The following is an 18,612-nucleotide window of genomic DNA, read 5'->3' on the forward strand; positions in this document are numbered from 1 at the left end:
CCCCATGACGCTCCCCCGCCCCCGCCGCCGTTGTTGACCGCCAACATCCGGGCCTTCCGGGTGATGGTTCGCAATGAGATGTTCCGCAGGGTTGAACTTTTTGCCGACGAGGACTCCGCCGCGTTGGGCGAACTCGACGCCGATGCCGGCTGGGATGCGGAGCGGTGGGAAGAGGTCTTGGACGACTACTTCGACGAACATGACGACATTGGCACCGGTCCTGACGCGCGGGGTCCTGGTTTGCTCATCATCAATGAGGAAACGGGCACGTGGAAGGTCCGGCAAATTTTCGACGATCCCGCGGGCAACCACGACTGGGGAATCTCTGCCGACATCGACTTGGCGGCGTCCGATGAGACCGGCACCGCCGTGGTCCGGGTGACAGACGTCAACAGGCTCTAGGTACACGTGCAATGGAACCCGGCGCCATGGAATCCGTCCCCGATCTGACCTCCGGCCTGCGCGGGGTGGAAGCCCTGCGCAAGGAACAGCCGGCGGCCTGCAGTGGTTCACGTCGGTGGTGGGGTGGCAGCTTGGACGTCGAGGGTTTGGCGCTCGGTTCGGTTCAAAGCGCCGCCACAGCGCTCAACGCACTGACAGGTTCCCCGGGGAGATACTCGGTTGACTCAGGGCTGACGGCAGCATCCTTCGATTCGCTGGGGCACCTCCGGATTGGGGGCCGCAAGCCCCAGGGCTTCGCGCCCGCATCCGGGTTCCGGCGCACTGCGGACGGCTGGATCCGCCTTCACGCCAACTATCCCCATCATGCAGCCCGGTTGATGGAAGCGCTCTCGGCGACCGTTCCGCAGGACGTGGACAACGCGTTGTTGTCCATGACCTCCTTGGAGGCGGAGACTGAAATCGTGGCACACAAGGGTGCGGCTTCCGCTGTCCGGCGCCGCGATGCATGGGTCTCATCCCCCATGCACTCTGCGGCAAGCTCCGGCCCTTGGGTCAGCCTGTCCCTCTCTGATATTGCGTCCTTGGGTTCGAAGGCCTCGTCATGGGCGCCGTCTGCGGACCCGCTCCGGCCCTTGGACGGGCTGAAAGTGCTCGACCTGACGCGCGTCATCGCCGGGCCCACGTCAACGCGCCTTTTAGGTGCGCTGGGTGCGGACGTTTTGCGTATCGACCCGCCCCTCCTTCCGGAGCTGAGCGAAGCCTTCATCGACGCCGGGTTCGACAAGCGCAGCGCCGAATCGGATCTCAGGAAGTCGGACCACCTGGCAGCTGTCCACGGTCTTGTTGCCTCCGCGGATGTGGTGATCACCGGGTACCGGGCCGGCGGCTTGGACAGATTCGGTTTATCTCCCGCTGCCCTGCTCGCTGCGAGGCCGGAGCTCGTGGTGGGCACCCTGACAGCTTGGGGCACTAGCGGCCATTGGCGGGAAAGGCGTGGCTTTGACAGCCTGGTACAGGCGGCTTGCGGAATAGCGGAGCGGTATGGACAGAAGCACGACGACGGGTGGAAACCCGGGGCGCTCCCGGTACAGGCCCTGGACCACGCCACAGGTTACGGACTCGCGGCGGCGGTGTTGGCTTTGCTGGCGGAGCGATCAAGGACTGGAGCCGGTGGATCTGCGAGTCTCTCTTTGGCACGGACGGCAGAGGAGCTGTTCGCCTTGCCTTCCGGGTATCAGGGCATCCCTGTGAGCTCACTACGGGAGCCGAACCTCCTGGGAGCAGAGAGCCCCTACGGCCAGCTCACGTTTGTAGGGCCGCCTCTTCTGGTTGAGGGCGCCCCACTCAGGTATCGGCAGCCGCCTGTTCGTTACGGAACGTCAAAGCTTGCCTGGCGGTAGGAAGCCCGCGGGCCCCTAGTAAGCTCGAATGCATGAGTGTAATCCGCCCCGCCACCATTGAAGACGTCCCTGCCATCCTTCGGATGATCCACGACCTTGCGATCTACGAAAAGGAACCGGACGCCGTGAAGAACACCCCGGCCATGCTCACCGAAGTACTCTTTGGCGAGAATCCACGTGTCTACGCCACCATTGCGGAAAACAGTGCGGGCACAGTTCAGGGTTTCGCGCTCTGGTTCCTGAACTACTCCACCTGGGAGGGCGTCCACGGCATCTATCTTGAGGACCTCTACGTGGTTCCGGATGCCCGTGGCGAGGGCCACGGGAAGGCGCTCTTGCAGTATCTGGCCACCACCGCCGTCGAACGCGGTTACGCCCGGGTGGAGTGGAGCGTCCTGAACTGGAACGAACCCTCCATCAACTTCTACAAGAACCTCGGTGCATTCCCAATGGAGGAATGGTCAACGTTCAGGCTGACGGGCGACGCACTCCAGGCGTACGGGACGAGCATCGGTGAGGCGAAAGAGGCTCTCACCCATGGCTGAATCGTCAGTGGCTGACCAGCGGCCCTCCGCCGGCGGGCACCGCATCCAAGCCCGCCACGAATTTCGTGGACTCCGGACGGCGGAGCATTATTTTACGGTTCCCTTGGTGCACCAGGAGCTGGTCCCCGAAGAGACGATCACCATCTTTGCGCGGGAATACTCTTCCACCAGCCATTCGCCGCAAGAGGCCGCCAAGCTGCCGTGGCTGCTGTACCTCCAGGGTGGGCCAGGCGGCCGGGGTAACCGCGTCACGTCACTGTCCGGCTGGATGAAGGCGGCCGCCAAGGACTTCCGCATCCTGATGCTTGATCAACGCGGCACGGGTTTATCCACTCCGATTGAGCGGCAGTCATTGGAGCTCCGTGGCGACGCCGCAGCGCAAGCGGACTACCTGACCCATTTCCGCGCTGATTCCATCGTGGCCGATGCCGAGTACATCCGGGGCGTTCTGGGCTCCGGGCCGTGGTCGGTGCTGGGACAGAGCTTCGGTGGATTCTGTGCGCTGACGTATCTGTCCTTTGCGCCGGAGGGTTTGCGTGAGGTGCTGATCACCGGTGGCCTGGCCCCGCTCCACGGTTCAGCAGACCGCGTTTACCAGGCAACGTTCCGTCGGGTTGCCGCAAGGAACGCCGAGTATTTCTCGTGGTACCCGGAGGACCGGGAAAAGGTCACGCGAATCGCCCGTCATCTGGAGCAGCACCCTGAACTCCTGGCCAGCGGTGAACGGCTGACTCCTGAGCGTTTCCAGATGGTGGGATCCTTCCTGGGCGGAAACACCAGGGTGGATGGGCTCCACTACCTTCTGGAAGACGCGTTCATCAGCACGCTCACCGGTGAGCGGTTGTCCGAATCTTTCCTGGAACAGGTACGGGCACTCGTGAGCCGTGCGGCCAATCCGCTCTATGCCGTCCTGCACGAATCCATCTACGGCCAAGGCGAGGCAACCAATTGGGCTGCTTGGCGTGTTCTTGAGGACTACCCGGAGTTCAAGCCTGAAGCAGTCGAGCCGCTGCTCACGGGAGAAATGGTTTACCCCTGGTACTTCGAACAGGATCCGGCGCTTGTTCCCCTGCGGGAAGTCGCCGAACACCTCGCGGCCCGGAAAGACTGGAAACCGTTGTATGACCCCGCCCGGTTGGCATCCAACAGCGTGCCCGTAGCGGCAGCCGTGTACAAAGACGATATCTACGTGGACCACGATCTCTCGCTGGAGACCGCTGCAGCCGTGCGAGGTCTTCAGGCCTGGGTCACATCGGACTTCCACCATGATGGCATCGGTGAAGACGGTGAGGGGATCTTCAGGAAGCTCTTGGGCATGGTGCGCGCCCAGCGCTAGGTGGATGTGTTCTCCAGTGGTCCGCTCCCCGCGGCCGACATACGCTGGCGGACAGCAATGACGGCCGTCAAGGCCAACACTGCTGCCGCCAGAAGGCTTGAAGCGATGTTGAGCCCCTGATAGCCGATCCAGGCTAAGAGCAGGCCGGACGTTGCGCCGCCGAGTGCTCCTGCGGCACCCATCAGGGTGTCCGAGACGCCTTGCACAGTGACCCGTTGTTCGGGTTCGACGCTTTCGGCCAAGAGCGTTGACCCGGCAATGGTTGCCGCGGACCATCCCAGGCCGAGGAATATCAACCCCACAGTGACCAACACAGGTTCACGTTGGCCGAATCCGGCGATGAACACCGCCACCAACAGGAGCCCGTGCCCCATGGCAATGGTCTGGAAGCGGCCGGCCTTGTCCGTCAGCCACCCCCAGAGGGGCGACAGGGCGAACATGCCGGCAATGTGGAGGGAGATCGTTAGCCCAATAACCACCAGGGCATCCGTGCTGTCCGTGGTCCCACCATGGTGTCCATCATGGCTTCCACCCACAAGCTGTTGGAGATGCAGCGGTGTCATGGACATAACGGCCACCATGACGCCATGGGCGGCGACGACTGCCGCCAGCGCCAACACCGCCTGGGGTGATGCACGAACGGCGCGAAGACCGGACCGGATGGTTCCCCGGACGGGTTGCGCCCCTGGATCGTCACCAGCCCCAACGTGAGCAGCCAGCTGACGGGACAGCAGTAGTGGATCCGGCCTCAAGCCTGCGAACAACAGTCCGGCTGCCAGGAAAAGTCCCACAGCGGAGAACACGAAGGGGCCTGCGATGGGCGGCAGGCCAAGTGCCTCCCCCACTGCGGCTCCGGGCTGGATCAGGTTGGGCCCAGCCACGGCTCCGATGGTGATGGCCCAGACCACGGTGGACAATGATCGGCCCCGGCGCTCCGGTTCAGCGAGGTCGACGGCGGCGAACCGGGCCTGCAGGTTAGCGGCAGTGCCCAGTCCGAGGAAGGCTGCGCCCAGCAAAAGTAGAACGAAAGACTGGCTCATGACTGAGGCGATGATGAGCAGTGCACCGACCATCGCAGCTACCAACCCGGTGACAAGGCCCACGCGCCGTCCGCGGGCCTCAGCCAAGCGAGCCAGCGGCAGTGCTGCGATTGCGGCAGCCAGTGTCAGGACGGTGGTGATGGATCCCGCCCAGGCTTCGGATCCGGACAAATCCACGGCCAGCAAGGACCCAATGGAGAGTGTGGCGCCATTGCCGACGCCGCTGAGCAACTGCGCGGAACTGAGCAGGAAAACAGTACGGCGCTGAACCCGTTGTGGGTCCAGCGCCGTAGTTGAAGTGGTAGTCACTTCACGAGACTACAACTTTTGGGGGTCAGTTACTCTGCCTCGCTCATGCTCTTGCGTGCGTCCTCTTCCAAACGCGCATCCAGCTTCGCCTGGCGTGCTGCGGGGCTCATCAGGCTGGCTACGACAGCAATGATGATGGTACCGACAATGACGGCCAACGATACGTAAGTGGGGATCTCAGGAGCCCACTCAATGTGCTGGCCGCCGTTGATGAACGGGAGCTCATTGACGTGCATGGCGTGCAGGACAAGCTTGACGCCGATGAAGGCCAGGATCACGGATAGGGCGTGCTTGAGGTACACCAGACGTGTCATGAGCCCGCCGAGGAGGAAGTACAGCTGACGCAGGCCCATCAACGCGAAGATGTTCGCCGTAAAGACGATGAAGGCGCTCTGGGTCAGGCCGAAGATAGCGGGGATGGAGTCAACGGCGAACAGGAGGTCGGTCAAGCCAATGGTCACGAAGACGATCAGCATGGGGGTGAAGACCTTCTTGCCGTCCACCACCGTGCGGATTTTGTTGCCGTCGAACTTCTCGGACATCGGCAAGACCTTGCGGAGGCGACCGATCAGCGGGTTCTCGGCGCCCTCTTCTTCGTCTTCACCGGAATCCTTGGCTTGCTTCCACGCAGTCCAGAGGAGGAACGCGCCGAAGATGTAGAAGACCCAGCTGAACTGCTCGATCACTACTGCACCCAGGGCGATGAAGATTCCGCGAAGGATCAGCGCGATGATGATGCCCACCATCAGCACTTCCTGCTGGTACTTACGGGGCACCGAGAAGCGGGCCATGATGATGATGAACACAAAGAGGTTGTCGATGCTGAGGCTGTACTCAGTGACCCACCCTGCGACGAACTGGCCCCCATATTCGGGACCGGCGAATGCGAACATGGCTACTGCGAACAGCAGCGCCAGTCCTACATAGAAGCCGACCCAGAGGCCGGCTTCCTTCATGGAAGGTTCGTGGGGACGCTTGACGACCAACAGGAGGTCGATGAGCAGGATGATTCCGAGAACGACAAAGGAGCCGATCTCAAACCAGACGGGAAGCTGCATTAAAGGTGCCTTTCGCAGGGTACGGGAAAGCGGTGTAAGTCTCTCCGGCCTGCCAGGGTGCGGTGAATGCAAAAATTGGCGGCCCGCTAGATCCGGCGAGGCATCTGTGCCTTGCGTGCTGACGGATGTAGCGCTTGGGATACTCCCCTACGTGACCTAAACCATACCTTAGGCGTGCCCGGCGGACTGCATCTGGCGTAATTCGCGCTTCAACTCCTTGACTTCGTCACGGATGCGGGCGGCAACTTCGAACTGGAGTTCTGCAGCCGCCCCGTGCATCTGTTCTGTTAGTTGCTCAATGAGGCCCACAAGGTCTTCGGCTGGAGCTGCGGCAAGACCGTCCTGGCGTACGGTGGCGGCACCCTTTGCGGACGTCTTGCGCTTGCCCCCCTTGGCGAGCCGGTTGTTATTGAGCAGTTCCTGGGTGTCTGCGTCTTCCTTAGCCAGCTGATCGGTTATGTCGGCAATCTTTTTGCGCAATGGCTGAGGATCAATGCCATGGTCCGTGTTGTACTGAACCTGGATGGCGCGGCGTCGGTTGGTCTCCTCGATGGCGTGGGCCATGGAGTCGGTGATCCTGTCCGCGTACATATGGACTTGGCCGGACACGTTACGCGCTGCGCGGCCGATGGTCTGGATCAAGGAGGTTGAGGATCGCAGGAACCCTTCTTTGTCAGCGTCGAGGATACTCACGAGGGAAACTTCAGGCAGGTCGAGGCCTTCACGGAGGAGGTTGATGCCAACCAGGACATCGAACACGCCCATGCGGAGTTCGCGGAGCAGTTCCACCCGCCGCAGGGTGTCGACGTCGGAGTGCAAATACTCAACTTTCACTCCGTGGCCCACGAGGTAGTCCGTCAGGTCCTCCGCCATGCGCTTGGTGAGCGTGGTGACAAGAACGCGTTCATTCTTCTCCGTCCGGGTCCTGATTTCACCGAGGAGGTCGTCGATTTGACCCTTGGTGGGCTTGACCACGACCTCGGGATCGATAAGGCCGGTGGGGCGGATGATCTGCTGGACGTAGCCGTCGGCTTTGCCGAGCTCGTACTTACCCGGCGTTGCGGACAGATAGACGGTCTGGCCGATGCGCTCCAGGAATTCGTCCCACTTCAGGGGCCGGTTGTCCATGGCCGAGGGAAGGCGGAAGCCGAAGTCCACGAGGTTCCGCTTGCGGGACATGTCGCCCTCGTACATGGCACCGATCTGCGGAATGGTGACGTGTGATTCATCCACTACCAGAAGGAAATCATCAGGGAAGTAGTCGATCAGGCAGTGTGGCGCCGTTCCGGGTTCGCGGCCATCGATATGGACGGAATAGTTCTCGATGCCGTTGCAGAAACCCATCTGCTGCATCATTTCGAGGTCGTATGTTGTGCGCATCCGCAGCCGTTGGGCTTCGACAAGCTTGTTTTGGCCTTCGAGGACCTTCAAACGGTCAGCAAGTTCGTCCTCAATCCGCTTGATGGCGCGGGCCATCCGCTCCGGACCAGCCACGTAGTGTGAGGCCGGGAAAACATACATTTCTTCTTCGTCCCGCAGCACTTCGCCGGTGAGGGGATGGAGCGTTTGAATGTTCTCGATCTCATCGCCGAAGAACTCAATCCTGATGGCGAGTTCTTCATACATGGGAATGATCTCCACGGTGTCGCCGCGAACCCGGAAGGTACCCCGGTGGAAATCCATGTCATTCCGGGCGTACTGCATGGAGACAAACTTCCGGAGAAGGTGGTCGCGGTTCATCTCTGCGCCCTTGCGGAGCGTGACCATGCCGGCGATGTATTCCTCGGGCGTGCCCAGGCCATAAATGCAGGAAACCGTGGCCACCACGATGACGTCGCGTCGGGTCAGCAACGCATTGGTGGCGGAGTGACGGAGTCTTTCCACTTCCTCATTGATGGAGGAATCCTTCTCAATGAAAGTATCCGTCTGCGCTACGTAGGCCTCAGGTTGGTAGTAGTCATAGTAGGACACGAAGTATTCCACCGCGTTGTTGGGCAGCAGTTCCCTGAACTCATTGGCCAGCTGCGCGGCGAGTGTCTTGTTTTGGACCATCACCAGGGTGGGTCGCTGGACCTGTTCGATGAGCCACGCCGTCGTTGCACTCTTACCTGTACCTGTGGCGCCGAGGAGGACAACGTCTTTTTCGCCGTTGTTGATTCGCTCGGTCAGTTCCGCGATAGCGGTGGGCTGATCGCCGGCAGGTTTGAATTCACTGATTACTTCGAAGGGCGCGACCACACGATTGATCTCCTGGGCAAGACTCATATAAACCAATCTACCCCTGCCCTAGGACAGCTACTGTCCGCGTTTGCCATCAGCAGAAGACATATACGACGGCGGCATCCACCCTGTGCGGGTGGCCCACGCATCCATGAGTGGCCAAGCGACCTCTGTGAACCACGGCTCCTTTGCGTCGGCGTAGGCAGCAGTGCCCTGGTCCCCGGCGTGCGTGGCCGCCACTTCATGTTTGTGTGCTTGATACAGTTCCGCCGCAGACTGTTCTGCCCGTAACCAGTCGCGGAACAGCAGTGCGTACCGCCATCCGGGTGAGCCGGCCACCCGGACGTGCAGGTTCACCGCACGGCCCGGATCAGCGTTGGCGTGGAACCGTTTCTGCCATAGCGCGGGATCTAGTTCCGGTGGCTTCGGGGTGTCCTGATGGGAATCGGGCACGGCGGGGAAACCGGCCGCGGCGAGGGCAGGAGCAATGCGGTCCGCTGTCTCAAGGTCAGCCACGGCGAGTTGAAGGTCGATCACGTCCTTTGCCGCCAGCCCTGGCACCGAGGTAGAGCCTACGTGATCCACTGCAAGGATCTCGCGGGGAGCTGCAGCGGTGATGCGCGCAGCCAACCGCTGCGCCTGCACAATCCACTCCGACTTGGAAGCGTTCATGACCGGCCCGGTTTCGCGCGGGGCCCTGGTGCCCCGCTGAAGGTTCTCCGCGAAGGGCGCCAGGCGGTGCGTCCATAAAGCATCCACCGCGGCGAGCAACTGCTCCCGGGCTCCGGAGTTGTCCAGGACGACGTCGGCAGCGGCGTTGCGTTCTGCTCGCGTAGCCTGTGAGGCCATACGAGCCAACGCGTCCTCCGTGGTCATCTGCCGAAACTCCACCATGCGTTGAACGCGGACGTCATCCGGGGCATCCACCACCACTACCAGATGGAAGTTGCTGCCCTGCCCGGTTTCGACAAGAAGTGGAATGTCCTGGACCACGATGTCACCAGGTCCCGCACTGGCCACGATTGCCGCAGCAACCTCCCGGACCAGCGGATGGATGATGCTGTTGAGAACTTCGCGTTGGGAAGGGTCCTGAAACACCATGGAACCGAGCTTCGGCCGGTCAAGCCTGCCATTGGCGTCGAGGATGCCGGGACCGAAGGCCCCAACAACCCGCTCCAGGCCAGGAGTTCCGGGCTCCACTACCTCACGCGCAATAAGATCTGCGTCCACCAGGATTGCACCAAGTTCCCGCAACCTGGACGCCACCAACGATTTTCCCGAGGCGATGCCGCCAGTCAACCCAATCTTCAACACCCTCCAACACTAGACTGAAGCGGTGAAAAATGAGGATGACAGCCGCGCTACGACGTATACGACCATCGCGGCCGGTGCGGATTTCCGCAACGAACTGGAGATCCGCAGATCCCGCTTCATCACAGTCCTCCGTCGCGCAACCGATGAGGAAATAGCACGCTCATTGGTCAGTGACCTTCGCCGTGAATTCCACGACGCCCGCCACCATTGCTCAGCTTTCGTCATAGGTCCTGATCGCATGATCCAACGCTCCAGCGATGACGGCGAACCCTCGGGTACGGCGGGTGTCCCCATGCTGGAGGCGCTCGTCAAAAGGGAGACCTCACCCAAGGTGACGAACCTTAGCGACGTCAGTGTCGTCGTCGTGCGCTATTTCGGCGGGGTCTTGCTGGGCGCAGGCGGCCTGGTCCGCGCGTACTCCGAGTCGGTGTCCGCCGCCTTGGACCTGGCACCGTTGGTTCAGCGGCGAAGACTGCGCCTGTGCTCCATTGACGTCCCCCACGCGGAGGCTGGTCGTTTGGAAAACGAACTTCGCGGCGCCGGGTATGTCATGGCGGAAACCGGATACGAAGCCAGAGACACGGTTCTTCGAGTGGCTTTGCCTGACGATGCAGGCGCCATCTCCGAGGCCCACGCCCGGCTGGCGTCCCTCACCGCAGGAACTCTTGAGCTGCTGCCACAGGGCACCGAATGGGTGGACGTCCCCTACTGAACTGCGTTCGCACCCCTAACGCCGTTTACACCCCCTAACGCCGTTTGCACCTGGCTCATCCCGGCAGCGCGCCCGTTGCCGCCTATTGCACCAGTGGTTAAGGGTGCGTCGGGAGGAAACAGATGCGATGTAGGGGCCGAAAGCAGAAGGACCCCTGCCCGGAGGCAGGGGTCCTTCGTTGGCTATTCAGCTCATCCCGTGAGGGAAGCGGAATTAGTTGCCGGTCAGCTTCTCACGCAGTGCAGCGAGTGCTTCGTCGGACGCCAGGGTACCGCCGCCGGTGTTGGACTCAGCAGCAGCCGGCTCCGAGGAGTAGCTGGTGGTGCCGGAATCGGACTCACCGGACGTTGCAGCAGCAGCGTCGTCAGCAGCGTGCTGGGCAACCTGCTTCTTGTGAGCTTCCCAGCGGGTCTGGGCGTCAGCGTACTGCTGCTCCCAAGCGGCGCGCTGGGTCTCGTAGCCCTCGAGCCATTCGTTCGACTCGGGGTCGAAGCCCTCGGGGTACTTGTAGTTGCCCTCTTCGTCGTACTCAGCGGCCATGCCGTACAGAGCGGGATCGAACTCGGTGCTGTCAGCGTCAACGCCCTCGTTAGCCTGCTTGAGGGAGAGGGAGATGCGGCGACGCTCGAGGTCGATGTCGATGACCTTGACGAACAGTTCGTCGCCAACGGAGACAACCTGCTCTGCAAGCTCCACGTGGCGGACAGCCAGCTCGGAGATGTGCACGAGGCCTTCGATGCCGTCTTCGACGCGAACGAACGCACCGAACGGAACCAGCTTGGTGACCTTACCCGGAACAACCTGGCCGAGGGCGTGGGTGCGGGCGAAGGTCTGCCACGGATCTTCCTGCGTAGCCTTGAGCGACAGGGAGACACGCTCGCGGTCCAGATCCACTTCGAGGACCTCGACAGTGACTTCCTGGCCAACCTCGACAACCTCGGACGGGTGGTCGATGTGCTTCCAGGACAGCTCGGAAACGTGAACGAGGCCGTCTACGCCGCCCAGGTCCACGAATGCACCGAAGTTGACGATGGAGGAAACAACGCCCGGACGAACCTGGCCCTTTTCCAGCTTGTTGAGGAACGTGGAGCGAACCTCGGACTGGGTCTGCTCGAGCCATGCACGGCGGGACAGCACAACGTTGTTGCGGTTCTTGTCCAGCTCGATGATCTTGGCTTCGATCTGCTGACCGATGTACGGAGCGAGGTCGCGGACACGACGCATCTCCACGAGCGATGCGGGGAGGAAGCCACGCAGGCCGATGTCCAGGATGAGGCCACCCTTGACAACCTCGATGACGGTACCGGTAACGACGCCGTCTTCTTCCTTGACCTTCTCGATGTCGCCCCAGGCGCGCTCGTACTGAGCACGCTTCTTGGAGAGGATCAGACGGCCTTCTTTGTCTTCCTTGGTGAGAACCAAAGCTTCGACCTGATCGCCAACGGCGACAACGTCGCCGGGATCAACATCGTGCTTGATGGAAAGCTCGCGGGAAGGGATGACACCTTCGGTCTTGTAACCGATGTCGAGCAGAACTTCGTCGCGGTCGACCTTGACGACGGTACCTTCGACGAGGTCTCCGTCGTTGAAGTACTTGATGGTGGCGTCGACAGCTGCGAGGAAGTCCTCAGCGGTACCGATGTCGTTAATGGCGACTACGGGGGTACCGGGCTTCTCGGTGGAGGTGATGGTCATGTAGTAGGGGCTCCGTTGTGGATAGTTAGTCGGTCAGGCAAACCGCTGCCGCCCGGGTCCGGACGGCAGAACACGGCAAATTACCGGGTCATCCTGATTTGTGGATTAGTACAAAATGGATGCATGCACGTAGTACACGCCCGTTTATTCTAGTCGCATTGGCAAAGCAGGGTCAAAAGGAGCGTTATACCGTCAGGACGTCCCCGAGGCGGGCAAAGGAGACTCCGTGGTCCAGCAGCTGGGGCAAAGCCCGCGCGTAGCCGCCGGCGGTGCCTGCCGCAGGTCTGTTGAAATGCGAAATGACGATGTCCCCGGCCACCACACGCCCCACTTCACCGGCCACTGTGGCAGCAGAATATGTGGCTCCACCGTCGCCGTTGACTGTGAAGTTGACCGGCAACATACCGAGCCTTCGCGTCATTTCCACCGCAACTTCGTCGTAGAACGCAGTGCCTGGGCGGAAAAACTTCGGGGCCGTTCCGCACAGCTCCTGCAGGATTTGCTGGTTACCCATCAACTCATCGTAAGCGGCTGCCACTGAAGCGGTACCCTGAATGCCGTAGGCGGACTTGCCACTCACTGACAACGGCAGGTGGGCAGTGCCGTGATTGGCGAGTTCGAACAGGGGGTCGGCGGCCAACTCTGCCGAGAGCGCGGGGTTGGCATGGATCCATCGGCTGTTGATGAACAGCGTTGCAGGGACGTTGTGTCTCCGGAGAGTTTGCAGGAGTGCGTGGTCGCATCCTGTGCCGCCGTGACCGCCACACGCATCAAATGTCAAGACCACCTTGGCGGACGCTGTGCGGTTCACCACTCCCGTCACGTGCAGTCCCCATTCCTTGGGGTGCCTTCCGTGGAACTCCGCCATGATGTGTTGCTTCGACGGCACAGTGGATGCGGGCCCTGGCGAAGCGGGAGACGTTGGAGCGAGGGCCGCAACGGCTTGCTCGCGGGACTTGGCGGCTATGGAAGGCGGCGGTGTGGCCGGGCCCGAACGAGGGGACGTTGGGGCAGCAAGGTCTCCGCTCGAGCCGGCGGTATGCGTAGGGCCACTCGCACACGCCGTCAGGGCAGCCGAGGCAAGGCCTGCCATTCCAAGCAGCACTGATCGCCGGCCGGCCAACGGCCGCCGCGTGGAATCCCCCATGGATGTCCTTCTCTGGTTGTAACTATGTGGTTGTGGTGGTGGTCGCGCTTGCTTGACGGCCTCTAGAAGTGCGTCAGGCAGTGCGCGGATCGTTCCACAGCAAACAGTTGCTGTGCTAGGAACGCAGCTCCCGGCGTGTGCTCGCTAATGCGACCAGCGGCCGCCAAGGTAACGGGCGACACAGCCCCAAGATAAATGGAGGCGAGGTCGGCGACGTCCAGGCTGAGGTCGGGCGCCTCGCCTGACGCTTCCGTCACGACGGCGGCAGCACCGCCGTCGGACTCCAGAACCCAGGTGCCACCCGCCAAATCCAGGGAGTCCGTCACCTCCAGCACCAGCCTGCCGGCAACGGGGAAGCTGCGGGCCTGCAAGGCAGCTGGTGTATCCAGGATCCTGAGCCACAGCATGTCGCGGATCTCCGAGGCCTCAATGCACCTCGGATCTTCCAGCGCCCACGCAAGAGGGTCATCCACCGGCGCTTCAACCCACGTCACTTTGTCGATGAGGTCAATGCTGCCCAGAAACCTCCACAGGTCCATGTAGGCCGCATTGCTTGCGGCCACGAGGTCCACGATCTCCATGGTGAACGGCTTGTGGTCCCAGCCCTTGAAGCGGTAGGAAACGTAGCCATCCAATGATCCGGAAAGGTCATAGTGCAGGGCGCAACGAACGGAGGTGTCGGGCTTGCCGTCGTGGCCGATGGAACCGGAAGCGAGAAGCCGGTAGTATTCCTGCCGGTCAATGGAACCCGGCGAGAGCCGCTGGACACGTTCAAAGACCTGCGGTGCCACGTCCAGGAGCACGGACGGATCGGCGACTTCCATGGTGCCTTGCGGCAGCCCCCGGAGCCTGAACCGAGGGCCGGTATCAACCTTGATGCTTCGCTCAAAAGTGGCCACGCCAAAGCCAAAACGGCCGTAGATGGACGCTTCAGACGCCGTGAGGGCGGCCATGGCAAGGCCGTCATCCTTGGCAGCTTCCAGATCGGCGGTCATCATGCCGCGCAGGATTCCGTTCCGCCGGTGCGTGCCGCGGACCGTCACGGCGGTAACGAGGTTGGACTCAAGTTGGCGGCCAAAACCAATGTTCAAGGCCTTGCGCATGGTGGCGTACGTTGCCACGGGAACCTCTGAGCCAAGAGAATGCTCCGGCACGTTGCCGTTGACGTAGACGCCCGTCAGCTCGCGCTGATCTGTTTGATAGGCCGCCAAGGTTCTGGCGAGGTATTCATCGTCGCGCCGTTGTTGGTGGAACCCGTGGGATACGGCCTGCACCCAGGTGGTGCAGCGGCTGTAGCCGGCGTCATCTGGATCAGCTACGGCAGGGAATCGTTGAACGGTGTACTTTCCGGACTTGTTTTCATTGGGATCGGCCACGCCATTGAGCCTAGCCAGACGCCGGAGGGCGCGCCACCATCTCGGCGGCGCGCCCTCAGGCGTTCGCTTGAATCCTTGGCTGGACTCAACAAATACGTGCCTGGCTTAGTGTCCGGCCTCGTACCAGCTGGAACCGACGCCAATCTGGACATCCAGCGGCACTGACAATTCAGCAGCCGAGCCCATCTGTTCGATGACCAGCTTCTCCACGGCTTCGCGTTCTCCCGGCGCAACTTCCAGCACCAGTTCGTCGTGGACCTGGAGCAGCATGCGGGACTTGAGTCCTTGGCTGGCGAGTTCGGCCGAGACGCCCAGCATGGCGCGCTTGATGAGGTCTGCCGCTGAGCCTTGGATGGGTGAGTTCAAGGCGATGCGCTCGGCTGCTTCGCGGGCTTGCCGGTTGGTGCTGGTCAAGTCCGGGAGGTAGCGGCGGCGGCCCTCGATGGTGGCTGTGTAACCGTCTGTCCGGGCCTGGTCCACTACGCCGCGCAGGTAGTCGCGGACTCCGCCGAAGCGGTCGAAGTAGTCCTTCATGAGAGTCCGGGCTTCATCCACGGAGATTTCCAACTGCTTGGATAATCCGAAGGACGTCAGGCCGTACGCCAGGCCGTAAGACATTGCCTTGACCTTGGAACGCATGGCACTGGTGACTTCGGCCGGCGCAACGTTGAAGATCCGCGATCCCACGAAGCGGTGGAGGTCCTCGCCATCACGGTAGGCCTGGATGAGGGCCTCGTCCCCGGAGAGGTGCGCCATGATGCGCATCTCGATCTGGGAGTAGTCGGCCGACAGCAAGCACTCATAGCCGTCGCTGACGACGAAGATGCCGCGAACGCGACGCCCTTCTTCACTGCGGACCGGGATGTTCTGCAAGTTGGGGTTGTTGGAGGAGATGCGGCCTGTTGCTGCAATGTTCTGCGCATACGTGGTGTGGATACGACCATCATCGGCAACGGACTTCTTGAGGGTCTCCACCATCTGGGCGAGCTTGGAAGATTCCCTGTGTGCCATGAGCTGGACCAGGAATTCGTGGCCGGTCTTCTCCAGCAGCCCCTTCAGGGACGCGGCGTCGGTGGTGTAGCCGGACTTGATCTTCTTGGTCTTGGGCAGGCCGAGTTCCTCGAACAGGACGGTCTGCAACTGCTTGGGCGAACCGAGATTGACCTCGTGTCCGATCGCGGCAAAAGCCTGCTCCTGAGCGTTCTCGATGACCTTGGTGAGGTCGGCGAGCTGTTCGTCCATCCGGTCGGTGGATACGTAGATGCCGGTGAGTTCCATCTGGGCCAGCACGCGCGCCACGGGGAGTTCCAGCGTGGTCAACAGGGCGTCGGCCTTGATGTCGGCAAGTTCGGTTTCGAAGTGTTTGCTGAGTGCATGCACGACGGCGGCATGCTGGACGAGCGCTGCTGCGGCAGCTTCGTCGGTGTCACCGGAAAGGTCCAATTCCAACTGTCCGGATTGGGCCGCAGCAGCGGCCAAGGAGATCTTCAGGTGCACTTGGGCCAGCTCAGCGAGGTCGTAGCTGCGGCGGTCCGGCTGGATCAGGTAGCCGGAGATGGAGGTGTCATCCACCACGCCTTCCAAGCCGAGGCCACGGTTGTGGAGGGCCTTGAGTGCAGACTTGAACTCGTGCAGCACCTTGGCTTCCTCGGGGTCCTGGAGCCACCGGGACAAAACCGACTCAGCTGCGGCGTCCAGGCCCGTTAGGTCGATGTAGGCCGCACCGTTGCTCCTGACGACAGCCAGGGCACTTGCGTCATCACCGACGCGTCCGGGTACCAGTTGGACCGCGAGTGCCGAACGCACGCCGGATCCAGCGGCAAAGAAGGCCTCGAGTCCCGGGGCGTCCTTGAGGACGGTGTATTCCGGGGTTTCAATGGTGTCCGGGGCCGCTCCGGCGGTGTCCTCACCGTAGAGATCGAACAGCCGCGTCCGGAGAGTCCGGAATTCGAGTTCCTCAAAAAGCTCCTCGATCGCCTGGCGGTCCGGACGTGGCTCGTGCAAGTCAGCCAAGGTGAGGGGTAGGTCGAGGTCGGTCAGCAGCTGGTTCAGCCTGCGGTTGCGCTTGACGTTCTCAAGGTTCTCCTTCAGGGCGCCGCCCACTTTGCCGCCGATGGAGTCTAGGTTTTCCAGGATGCCCTCAAGGCCACCGTAGAGATTGATCCATTTGGCCGCGGTCTTGGGGCCGACGCCCGGAACGCCGGGAAGGTTGTCCGCGGTTTCACCCACGAGGGCAGCGAGGTCAGAGTACAAACCGGGCTTGACGAAGTATTTTTCCTCAATGGCCGCAGCATCCATCCGGGGGATATTGCTGACACCCTGCTTGGGGTACAGGACAAAGACGTTGTCATTGATGAGCTGGAACGCATCCCTATCACCGGAAACAAGCAGCACCTCAAAGCCTGCGGCGTCGCCCTGGGCGGCCAGCGTGGCCAGGACGTCATCGGCTTCATATCCGGGCATGGCAATGGTCCTGATGCCCCAGGCTTCCATGACCTTGGCGATGAGGCCGATCTGGCCGGCGAACTCGGCGGGGGTGGCGTTGCGGCCGCCCTTGTATTCGCTGTACTCAGCCTTACGGAACGTGGTGTCGTCAGAAACGTCGAATGCCACGGCAACGTGGGTGGGCTTCTGGTCCTTGATCAGGTTGATCAGCATGGAAGTAAACCCATGGACAGCGTTGGTGTATTGCCCCCTGGCCGTAGAGAAATTCTCCGCAGGAAGGGCATAGAAAGCCCGGAATGCCATGGAGTGGCCGTCCAGGACCAGCAGCCTGGGCCGGCCCTCCCCCGTAGTGCTGGTGGTGGTTGATGCAGAGGGGGTGGGTGCTGTAGCGATGGCAGCAGCTTGGGCCGTTGGAACCTGGTCCGGTTTGGTTGTTTCACTCACAGGTGCCAGCCTAGTTGGCATGATGGACAATTTCACGCCGAACCGGTTTGTCGACGAGCTCAATGAAGCAGGTGTCCCCGAAGAGTTCCACGATTGGCTCTCAGCGCATGGCGTTGGCGCCCTCGTGGTGAAACTGGGTATCCGATTCACGGAAATGGGTGCGGAGCGCACGGTGGCCACTATGCCGGTGGAAGGAAACACGCAGGTGGCAGGTATCCTGCACGGCGGAGCCCACGTTGTCCTTGCAGAGACCTTGGGGTCGTTCGCTGCATCGCTTCACGCCGGCCGGGGACGACACGCCGTAGGCATAGAGGTGGGCGCAACCCACCACCGTTCCGTTGCCAGCGGTATCGTGACGGGCACCTGCACCGCCATCCATCTGGGTGGCACACTGGCAACGCACGAGATTGTTATCACCGATGACAAGGGCCGCCGGCTCTCAACTGCCCGGATCACCAATATGATCCGGGACAACCGTCACTGAAGCCGGTAGTGAAGTTCAGCCGCCGCCCCACCAAGGATCTTGGAAGAGACCAACTCAAGCGGCGCCGTCGGGCCGTTGAGCGGCAGCAGCCGTTTTCCCGCGCCCAGCACCACGGGAATGATGGTGACGATCATCTCGTGGAGCAATCCGGCGTTGGCGAACTGAGCCACGAGGTGGCCTCCGCCCACCAGCCAGACGTTCTTGTCGCCTGCATCCTTGAGTAAGTCCGGTGCGAACTCGCGGACGTCGCCACGGACAAAGGTGATATCCGCTCCGGCCGGTGCTGAGTACTCATGGTGGGTGAAGACCCAGCATGGGGTATCCGGGTACGGCCATTTGCCGGGTTCATGTTCCATGAGCCAGCGGTAGGTGTCGCCGCCCATGGCAATGCATCCAACGCCCGCCATGAAAGATTCGATGCTCTCATTGACTCCCTCAGCTTGGTCGAACTGGAGGAGCCAGCCAAGATCGTCCTCAGGTGAGGCGATGAAGCCATCAATGGTTGAAGCTACGTAATACTGGAAAATCGCCATGGCCTCAGACTAGGGCAATCCGAGCGGGCCAGGACAGTGACCGGCCATTACAGTGACCGGACTGGGCAGCGACCGGACTGGGCAGCGACCCTGACTCATCAGCGGGCTGCGGTATTGGCTGGCTTACCCGGGACGACTTTTTTCGGAGTCGT

General features: G+C 61.8%; 15 protein-coding genes. 6 read left to right on the forward strand and 9 right to left on the reverse strand.

The features are described 5' to 3' along the window. The 4 genes from EU811_RS15620 to EU811_RS15635 all read left to right on the forward strand — a co-directional run. The coding region (locus tag EU811_RS15620) for a DUF3516 domain-containing protein (RefSeq protein WP_142939253.1) at window positions 1-402 on the forward strand (402 nt) is incomplete at its 5' end. Between the two features lie 26 nt (window positions 403-428). Then, on the forward strand, window positions 429-1,802 hold the full coding sequence (locus EU811_RS15625) for a CoA transferase (protein WP_238703428.1): 1,374 nt from the start codon (window positions 429-431) through the stop codon (window positions 1,800-1,802). A gap of 32 nt (window positions 1,803-1,834) precedes the next feature. Beyond that, window positions 1,835-2,347 (forward strand): GNAT family N-acetyltransferase, encoded by a 513-nt coding sequence (locus tag EU811_RS15630; RefSeq protein ID WP_142939255.1) that lies wholly within the window; start codon window positions 1,835-1,837, stop codon window positions 2,345-2,347. Beyond that, window positions 2,340-3,683 (forward strand): alpha/beta fold hydrolase, encoded by a 1,344-nt coding sequence (locus EU811_RS15635; protein ID WP_142939256.1) that lies wholly within the window; start codon window positions 2,340-2,342, stop codon window positions 3,681-3,683. The genes EU811_RS15630 and EU811_RS15635 overlap by 8 nt, the downstream gene beginning before the upstream one ends. Here the strand turns inward: EU811_RS15635 and EU811_RS15640 are convergent. The 4 genes from EU811_RS15640 to coaE all read right to left on the reverse strand — a co-directional run bounded on the left by EU811_RS15640 (window position 3,680) and on the right by coaE (window position 9,624). Then, window positions 3,680-5,032, reverse strand: coding sequence for an MFS transporter (locus tag EU811_RS15640; protein WP_142939257.1), 1,353 nt, complete (start codon window positions 5,030-5,032; stop codon window positions 3,680-3,682). The genes EU811_RS15635 and EU811_RS15640 overlap by 4 nt on opposite strands. A 29-nt stretch (window positions 5,033-5,061) precedes the next feature. Next, window positions 5,062-6,090 carry a TerC family protein gene (locus EU811_RS15645; RefSeq protein ID WP_142939258.1) on the reverse strand — a complete coding sequence of 343 codons (1,029 nt, stop codon included), beginning with the start codon at window positions 6,088-6,090 and terminating at the stop codon, window positions 5,062-5,064. A 168-nt stretch (window positions 6,091-6,258) separates the two neighbouring features. After that, window positions 6,259-8,355 (reverse strand): excinuclease ABC subunit UvrB, encoded by a 2,097-nt coding sequence (uvrB, locus tag EU811_RS15650; protein WP_142939259.1) that lies wholly within the window; start codon window positions 8,353-8,355, stop codon window positions 6,259-6,261. A 30-nt stretch (window positions 8,356-8,385) separates the two neighbouring features. After that, entirely contained in the window at window positions 8,386-9,624 is a 1,239-nt protein-coding gene (gene coaE, locus EU811_RS15655) for a dephospho-CoA kinase (protein ID WP_142939260.1), read from the reverse strand. A 22-nt stretch (window positions 9,625-9,646) separates the two neighbouring features. Here coaE and EU811_RS15660 point away from each other — a divergent pair, with 22 nt between their 5' ends. Further along, the gene (locus EU811_RS15660; RefSeq protein ID WP_142939261.1) at window positions 9,647-10,336 is read left to right on the forward strand and encodes an IMPACT family protein; all 690 of its coding nucleotides are present in this window, start codon (window positions 9,647-9,649) and stop codon (window positions 10,334-10,336) included. A 213-nt stretch (window positions 10,337-10,549) separates the two neighbouring features. Here the strand turns inward: EU811_RS15660 and rpsA are convergent, their stop codons facing one another. From rpsA to polA, 4 genes are all read right to left on the reverse strand, one after another. Beyond that, window positions 10,550-12,031, reverse strand: coding sequence for a 30S ribosomal protein S1 (gene rpsA, locus EU811_RS15665; RefSeq protein ID WP_026540604.1), 1,482 nt, complete (start codon window positions 12,029-12,031; stop codon window positions 10,550-10,552). Window positions 12,032-12,215: 184 nt separating this feature from the next. Beyond that, a complete protein-coding gene (locus EU811_RS15670; protein ID WP_238703429.1) occupies window positions 12,216-12,899 on the reverse strand; it encodes a polysaccharide deacetylase family protein in 684 nt (227 codons plus the stop codon). 341 nt (window positions 12,900-13,240) lie between these two features. Continuing rightward, window positions 13,241-14,554 carry a GNAT family N-acetyltransferase gene (locus tag EU811_RS15675; protein WP_142939263.1) on the reverse strand — a complete coding sequence of 438 codons (1,314 nt, stop codon included), beginning with the start codon at window positions 14,552-14,554 and terminating at the stop codon, window positions 13,241-13,243. Between the two features lie 105 nt (window positions 14,555-14,659). Next, on the reverse strand, window positions 14,660-17,302 hold the full coding sequence (polA, locus tag EU811_RS15680) for a DNA polymerase I (protein WP_238703433.1): 2,643 nt from the start codon (window positions 17,300-17,302) through the stop codon (window positions 14,660-14,662). Between the two features lie 160 nt (window positions 17,303-17,462). On the opposite strand from polA, the gene EU811_RS15685 reads away from it, so the two are divergent. Continuing rightward, window positions 17,463-17,927 carry a hotdog fold thioesterase gene (locus EU811_RS15685; RefSeq protein WP_142939265.1) on the forward strand — a complete coding sequence of 155 codons (465 nt, stop codon included), beginning with the start codon at window positions 17,463-17,465 and terminating at the stop codon, window positions 17,925-17,927. Here the strand turns inward: EU811_RS15685 and EU811_RS15690 are convergent. Next, complete coding sequence (locus EU811_RS15690) at window positions 17,921-18,460, reverse strand: dihydrofolate reductase family protein (RefSeq protein ID WP_142939266.1); 540 nt, start codon at window positions 18,458-18,460, stop codon at window positions 17,921-17,923. The two genes, EU811_RS15685 and EU811_RS15690, sit on opposite strands and share 7 nt — an antisense overlap. Window positions 18,461-18,612 lie beyond the last annotated feature (152 nt).

The sequence above is a fragment of the Arthrobacter sp. TS-15 genome (genome assembly GCF_006964045.1).
In the GTDB taxonomy this organism is placed as follows: Bacteria; Actinomycetota; Actinomycetes; order Actinomycetales; family Micrococcaceae; genus Arthrobacter.